The organism is Sulfurimonas sp., from assembly GCF_023228785.1.
Lineage (GTDB): Bacteria > Campylobacterota > Campylobacteria > Campylobacterales > Sulfurimonadaceae > Sulfurimonas.
Window position 1 is genome coordinate 20,366 of sequence record NZ_JALOAN010000030.1, and the last position, 7,433, is coordinate 27,798.

The following is a 7,433-nucleotide window of genomic DNA, read 5'->3' on the forward strand; positions in this document are numbered from 1 at the left end:
CTTAAACAATATTTATCTGCTGAACCCTCTCTTTTATCTCCATAAAAACTCCTTCATAGTTATACGCGCTATCTTGGGCTTTTGCTTTTTTTTCCATTTCACTAGCATTTTTCTGAAGTGCATCAATCCTAAAGTTTCCACTAGATCCTTTTATAGAATGAGCATTTAGTGCAATTTCTTTATAATCTTTTGTTTCTATTGCAGCTTGAAGTTTTGGCAACTGTTTTTTCATTTTTTTGATAAAAAGAGTAAGAAGCAAGATGAGTTCATCTTCATTTAGCTTTAACTCTTCTTTTAATTTTTTAGCATCTAATCCTACTATACTCTCATTAAATCCACTTGGTGCTTTAGTCTCTACAAATTTTTCCTCTTTTAGGTAGAGTTTGAAAACTCTCTCAAGCTCTTTTAAAATGATTGGCTTGCCTAAAAATGAGTCAAATCCACTAAGAAGCCCTCTCTCCATTGCTCCCTTAATTACATTTGCAGTCAACGCTGAGACTGGAGTATGCTTTAGTCCTCTTTTCTTTTCATAAATGGATATCTGTTTCACAGCTTCATTTCCATCCATAAGTGGCATTTGTTCATCCATTAGTATCAGGTCATAATTATTTTTTTTGTATAACTCAAGTGCTTCTAGCCCATTTTTTGCTATGTCATAACTTAGAGAATACTTCTCTAAAAGTATCTTTATAAGCTCTTGATTTGCTTCGTTGTCTTCAGCTACTAAGATGTGACCTTTGAACTTTATGTTGGAGTGTTTTTTGTGTGGTGTGTATGAATATGGATTTAATACTTCATCAAAAGCACCTCTTATTTTAGAACAATAGAGTGGAAAGCTAATCGAAGTTATGTTGTCATATTTATCATAATCATCATTTGGCTCATTCACTAATACTATAAATTTTTTCTGTGAATTTATAGCCATTTGTATAAACTCTTTATCTACATCTTCTTGTACAAAAAGAGCTATATCAAACTCTTCATCTATGGAGTTTATTTTTTTTGTGTTCATTTTAAAAGCATCCGCATATCTCAAAAAGGAGTTCTCTTTATATGCGTTTTTACTCTCTCTTGAACAGACTGCAATCTTAAGAGCTCTAAACTCACTTACATCTTCAAAGAGTGGACATAGTGAACTTTTGGCTTCTATTGGGATCGATAAAGTGAACTTACTTCCAACTCCATAAATAGACTCAACATCAACGCTTCCTTGCATATGTTGGGCTAATTGATGACAGATAGAAAGACCCAACCCTGTTCCACCTGTTGAGTTTTTTAGCTCACAATGCTGTGCTTGAGCAAAGGCTAGAAAGATATTTTCTACATCTTCTTTTGCTATACCTATACCACTATCACTTACACTAATACTTAAGATGCCATTTTTACAAAAAGACTCAACACTTATATGTCCGCCTACATTTGTAAACTTTATAGCGTTACTTAAAAAGTTAGAAAGTACTTGTTTCATTCTAAGTGCGTCAGCGTAGAGTTCTTTGGGAATATGAGGATCTATAAAAGAAGTTATTGTGATATTTTTCACATTTGCACTTGCAACAAAAAGCTCCATTGTGTGACTAATTTCATCATGAAGTGAAAAGATCTTAGGTTCTATTATAAACTCTCCACTTCTTAGTTTTGAGAAGTCTAAAATATCATTTATTATACAAAGAAGATTTTCACCACTATTTAAGATGATTTCGAGATAATTTCTATGCTTTTTTGAAACATCTTCATCTATAAGAAGGTTAACAAAGCCAAGTATAGCATTTAGTGGAGTCCTTATTTCATGTGACATATTTGATAAAAAGTACTCCTTTGCTTGTGATGCATTATCTGCTTTTTGTCTTGCAGCTATAAGTTTTTCAAAAATAGTATCTGTGTAATACTTTAAGATTCCTCTAAAATTTTTATCAAAAACAAAAGAGATTTCACTTGACATCTCTTTTGAATCGAGTCCTTTATCATAAGAAAACTCTATCATTGAGTGACGAAAATGACTACAAATCTCAAAAAGTTCATCTGCACTAATCTCTCTATCTTTTAGATAACTTAAAAGTCCTTTCATAATAGGGCAGTTTCCTATCTTTAAATCTCCTACAATAACTCCCATAAAGTAGTCAAATACACCACTAGCATACTCTTGTAAGAAAAACTCTTTATCTATCTTATGTAACTCTAAAATCTGTTGTGGGGACTCATAAGAGAGCCATTGTACAAGTATTTGTTCTTTCGAATTTACAAATATTTCTTGTGATTTATATAAGTTTGGTATCTTTATTTTCATCTTATTGCCTATTTTAAAATCTTGCTAACTATCTCATAAGTATTTTTTGATAGATTTGGAGTATCAAGCACTCTTAGCAACTCTTGTCTCATAAGGCTTTTACTATGAGAGTTCAATCTATCGTAAATCTTAAAAGCAGAAGCAAGCCCTGATGCCATCTGTGCATTTATTTTGTCTATTTCTAATATTTTATCTGCTACAAAACTATATCCAGATCCATCATTGGAGTGAAAATATTTGTAGTTTCTAGCAAAAACTCCAACAAGAGAGCGAACTAAGTTTGGAACTTTTTTATCATAAACCTCATCATCTTGTGACGCTATAACGCGAAGTAGAGTTCCCTCCCTCTGCGATGCTGATATGATTGAGAAATATTTGTTCATAACTAAAGTATCTTCTTTATATCTTGCATAAAAGTCGCCCAATGCGAGTTCACCTTCATGACTTGTGATATTCTCTAACACATCAAGAGCCACAATTCTATCGCTCATTGTAGATGACTCTTGGTATTGTTTATATGCTAGATCTATAATCTCTTTACTCTCTAGGCTTGATAATATTCTCAAAGCTCTATTTTTTAAAGCTCTCTCTCCAACGCTTATAGCATCAAGATCTCTGTTTTTAGGTTTATGATAAAGTTTATAAAGATCTAGAAGCTTCTCTTTGTACTCTGTTGCAACCTCACGTTCAAGTCTCTCACAAGCCAAATATATAGGAGCAAAATCAACTACCTTTTGTCTTTGCATAAGACTTGAGATAGATGGAAGATCAAGTAAAAGAGCTTTGTATGAAAGTTCGACGTCTAGATCTAAAATGTAGCCAAAAGAGTTTAAAAACTCTGTATCAAGCTCTGCACTCTCCATCAATTTTTCTATTGTAACAGTTGCAAAAGATTGAGCTGATTCATATCTTACAAAGCTATCTTTGTCATGTTTCATTAAAAATGCATATTCATTTTTTTCTTGTTTTATAATAATTGGTGCACTAAAAGCACGGTTAATTGAGAGGTAAGGTTTCTCACTAAAGCCATCAAAGACGAACTCTTGTACTTCTTTTGAGACTATAAGTGTTTCTTCTTTTATCTCCTGAGCATGAGATCCAATAAGTCCAATTTTAAGCGGAAAGTAAAAAGGCTCTTGTTTAGTCCCATCAACCTTGTTTGGTATAACTTGTTTGAGATCTAGCTTATAAACTCCATCGTTAAAGCTCTCTTTTACTTCTAAGCTTGGCGTGCCCGATTGGTGATACCATCTCTTAAACTGAGCAAAATCAACTCTGCCATCTTTGTCAACTTCACTCATAGCCCATAAAAAATCATCAGTTCTTACTGCTTGCCCATCAAAGGACTCAAAGTATAGATCCATCGCCTCACGAAACTTCTTCTCACCCAAAAGAGTGTGTATCATCCTAATAACTTCTGCACCTTTTTCATAGACTGTTGAAGTGTAGAAGTTGTTGATAGAGATATAAGAATCAGGTTGGATGGGATGAGCCATAGGCGAGGCATCTTCTACAAACTGTCTCTCTCTTAAACCCTTTACATCTTCGATTCGCTGGACTTCTTGTGAGTTTAGATCTGCTGAGAAACATTGGTCGCGAAAAACTGTAAGTCCCTCTTTTAGAGTTAGCTCAAACCAGTCACGACAAGTGATGCGGTTGCCCGTCCAGTTATGAAAATATTCATGAGCTATAACACTTTGAATTCCCATAAAGTCAGCATCTGTAGCCTTATCTTCATCTGCTAAAACATAGTGAGAATTGAAGATATTTAAGCCCTTGTTCTCCATAGCTCCCATATTGAAACTATCGACTGCTACGATGTTATATACATCTAAATCATACTCTCTACCATACTTTTGCTCATCCCAAATCATCGCATCTTTAAGTGACTTCATCGCAAAAAAACATTTTGATTCAGCGCCCTTGTCACAGTAGATATTTAGCTCAACCTTTTCTTTTGAAGCGGTTGTAAATTCGTCACTTATAAGACCTAGATCTCCCGCAACAATAGCAAAAAGGTATGATGGTTTTGGATGTGGATCAAACCAAGTAACCTCATGTCTTGCATCTGCTAAGTCATGAGAGCTTTGCTTATTTCCATTACCTAAAAGTACGGGATATTTCTCTTTATCTGCCACGATTGTAGTAGTAAATACGCTCATAATGTCTGGGCGGTCTAAGTATGGAGTTATCCTTCTAAATCCCTCTGGCTCGTTTTGTGTACAAAAGATAGATCCAGACTTGTAGAGTCCTTCTAGTTCACTGTTATTTTGTGGATAGAGTCTGTTTTGTATCTTTAATGAAAATGAGTTTGGAACATTAAAAACGGTAAAACTCTCTTCTTTTATATCGTAGCGACTATCGTTTAATCTCAAGTCATTTAGATAGATCTCTAGAAGATCTAAGTCCATTGAATCTAGCTCTATATGCTTTTCTTGAGCATCTTTCTTTTTTATCTTCATTATGTTTGTAACAACTACGAACTCTTCAAAAAGTTCAAAGCAGAGCTCACAACTCTCTACTTCAAACCCACACTCTTTATAATCTTTTAGATAAATTGTATTCATATCACTCATCGCTTCTCTTTTTATTTTTAGAGTAATAATAGCATAAGAGTTTTAGATATAAATGAGTCCTATATTTTTGTATTTTTTAGGCGCAGTGCATTCACTATAACAGAGACTGAACTAAAACTCATCGCAGCCGCTGCAATAACAGGCGATAGTAAGATCCCAAAGTATGGGTAAAGAACTCCTGCTGCTATTGGAACACCTGCACTGTTGTAAACAAAGGCAAAAAAGAGATTTTGTCTGATATTTTTCATAGTAGCACGGCTTAGTTTCAGAACTTTTAAGATTGAGAGCAAATCGCCTTTTATAAGAGTGATGCCAGCACTCTCAATTGCTACATCAGTTCCTGTACCCATAGCGATACCAACATCAGCTTGTGCTAATGCAGGTGCGTCATTTATGCCATCTCCTGCCATTGCCACAACTGCACCTTTTTCTTGTAACTCTTTAACTATTTTTGCTTTGCCATCAGGCATGATGCCAGCGTGGACTTCATTGATGCCGAGTTTTTTAGCAACTGCTCTAGCTGTTGTTTCATTGTCTCCACTTATCAAAACAACTCTAAGGCCCTCTTTTATAAGCTCTTTTATAGCCTCTTCACTCGTAGCTTTTATGGGATCTTCAATCCCTAAAATGGCGCAAAACTTAGCATCTACAGCCATAAAAATAACACCTTTGCCCTCTTCTCGCAAAGCATCTGCTTCTTTTGTGATGTTTTGAGTAGATACTCCTAAACTCTCTAAGAAGCTCTCACTTCCAAGTGCAACTTTTTTGTTTTGTATCTCACCCTCGATGCCTTTTCCAGTAGTAGATTTAAAGTTTAGAACTTCACCTAGCTCTACATCACTATCTTTAGCATACTCAACTACTGCTTGTGCTAAAGGATGCTCACTAACTCGCTCCAAACTTGCAGCGTATTTTAAAATGCTCATCTCATCAAAACCATCTTCTACTAAAAAGCTTGTAACTTTTGGTTTTCCAAGTGTCAAAGTACCTGTTTTATCAACGATAAGAGTATCAACTCTCTCCATAGTCTCTAGTGTTTTTGCATCTTTTATCAAAACTCCAGAGAGTGCGGCTCTACCAGTTCCTACCATTATAGATATTGGAGTGGCTAGTCCTAGGGCACATGGACAAGCGATGATCAAAACCGCTACTGCAGATACAATAGCATAAGCCAAACGAGGTTCAGGTCCAAAGATATACCAAACAAAAAATGCTAATATCGCAGCTATCACAACCGCTGGAACAAAGTAGCTAGAGACCTTATCTGCAAGTTGCTGAATAGGCGCGCGTGAGCGTTGGGCTTTTGATACCATCTCTACTATTTGAGCAAGCATAGTATCACTACCAACCTTTTGCGCCTGCATAATTAGAGTGCCATTTTCATTTAAAGTAGCCCCTATAAGCTGATCGCCTTTGGTTTTTGATACAAGAATAGGCTCTCCGGTTATCATGGACTCATCAAGATTACTACTTCCTTCTAAAACTACTCCATCTACAGGGATTTTCTCGCCCGGTTTAATCCTAAGCTTATCCCCAACATGAATAAACTCAAGACTAATATCTTCTTCGCTTGCATCTTCGTTTATGCGGTGAGCATTGTTTGGTGCAAGATTTAAGAGTGTTTTAATCGCACTATTTGTTTTACTTCTAGCTTTTAACTCTAAAACTTGTCCTAACAAAACCAAAGTTGTAATAACAGCTGCCGCTTCAAAATAGACATGAACTAAGCCATCTTCAGTCTGCATAAGAGGCGGAAATAAGCTTGGCAGAAATAGTGCAAAGAGACTATAGATATATGCAGCACTCACACCAATGGCGATAAGTGTGAACATATTTAAGTTCCATGTTCTTATGGAGTTGTATCCTCTTACAAAAAAAGGCCAACCGCCCCAAAGAACTACTGGAGTCGCAAGAACAAAAAGAAACCATTGGATGCTTAACATCGAGATAGTGCTAGGCAGAAGTTCTGGTGCTAAATCACTTGTCATTGAGACAACAAAAACGGGGATAGATAGGGCTAAACTAATCCAAAATCTCCTGCTCATATAGTCAAGTTCATCTGTGTCTTCTTCTATCTGGGCTACCATAGGCTCTAGTGCCATTCCACACTTAGGACAGCTTCCAGGACTATCTTGTATAATCTCTGGATGCATTGGACAGGTGTACTTTGTAGAGCTTAGAGCTTTAACCTCTCTCTCTAACGCCATTCCACATTTTGGACAAGATCCTGGGGCATTTTGACGAACTTCTGGATGCATAGGACAAGTATAAATATCATCTTGTTTTTTAGAATAATCCACCTGACAACACTCTTTTATCTCTTGACTCATAACTCACCTCCTACTTTATAGCGTCTCTCTTAGCCTTATACTCTTCTTCAGAAATCTCACCCTTTGCATATCTTTGATCAAGAATATCTCTAGCTGATAAATCCCTTTTTTTATTAACATTCATAAAGTATATCAATGCTCCAATAAAGAGTAATGGTATCAACCAACCTAACCACATTCCAAGTCCACCCATTCCATAATCACCCATAACGAACTCCTTTATATGTTTTACTAACTAAAACC

General features: G+C 35.8%; 4 protein-coding genes. All 4 read right to left on the reverse strand.

Going from position 1 to position 7,433, the window contains the following annotated elements; translation table 11 throughout:
* Position 1: 1 nt before the first annotated feature.
* The 4 genes from M0Q24_RS08490 to M0Q24_RS08505 are packed head-to-tail and all read right to left on the reverse strand — an operon-like array spanning position 2 to position 7,398.
* Positions 2–2,284: an ATP-binding protein gene (locus tag M0Q24_RS08490; protein WP_295049624.1), complete on the reverse strand. Its 2,283-nt coding sequence runs from the start codon at positions 2,282–2,284 to the stop codon at positions 2–4.
* Between the two features lie 8 nt (positions 2,285–2,292).
* Positions 2,293–4,860, reverse strand: coding sequence for an aminopeptidase N (gene pepN, locus M0Q24_RS08495; protein WP_295049627.1), 2,568 nt, complete (start codon positions 4,858–4,860; stop codon positions 2,293–2,295).
* 59 nt (positions 4,861–4,919) lie between these two features.
* Complete coding sequence (locus M0Q24_RS08500; RefSeq protein WP_295049630.1) at positions 4,920–7,190, reverse strand: copper-translocating P-type ATPase; 2,271 nt, start codon at positions 7,188–7,190, stop codon at positions 4,920–4,922.
* Between the two features lie 10 nt (positions 7,191–7,200).
* Positions 7,201–7,398, reverse strand: coding sequence for an SHOCT domain-containing protein (locus tag M0Q24_RS08505; RefSeq protein ID WP_295049632.1), 198 nt, complete (start codon positions 7,396–7,398; stop codon positions 7,201–7,203).
* Positions 7,399–7,433 lie beyond the last annotated feature (35 nt).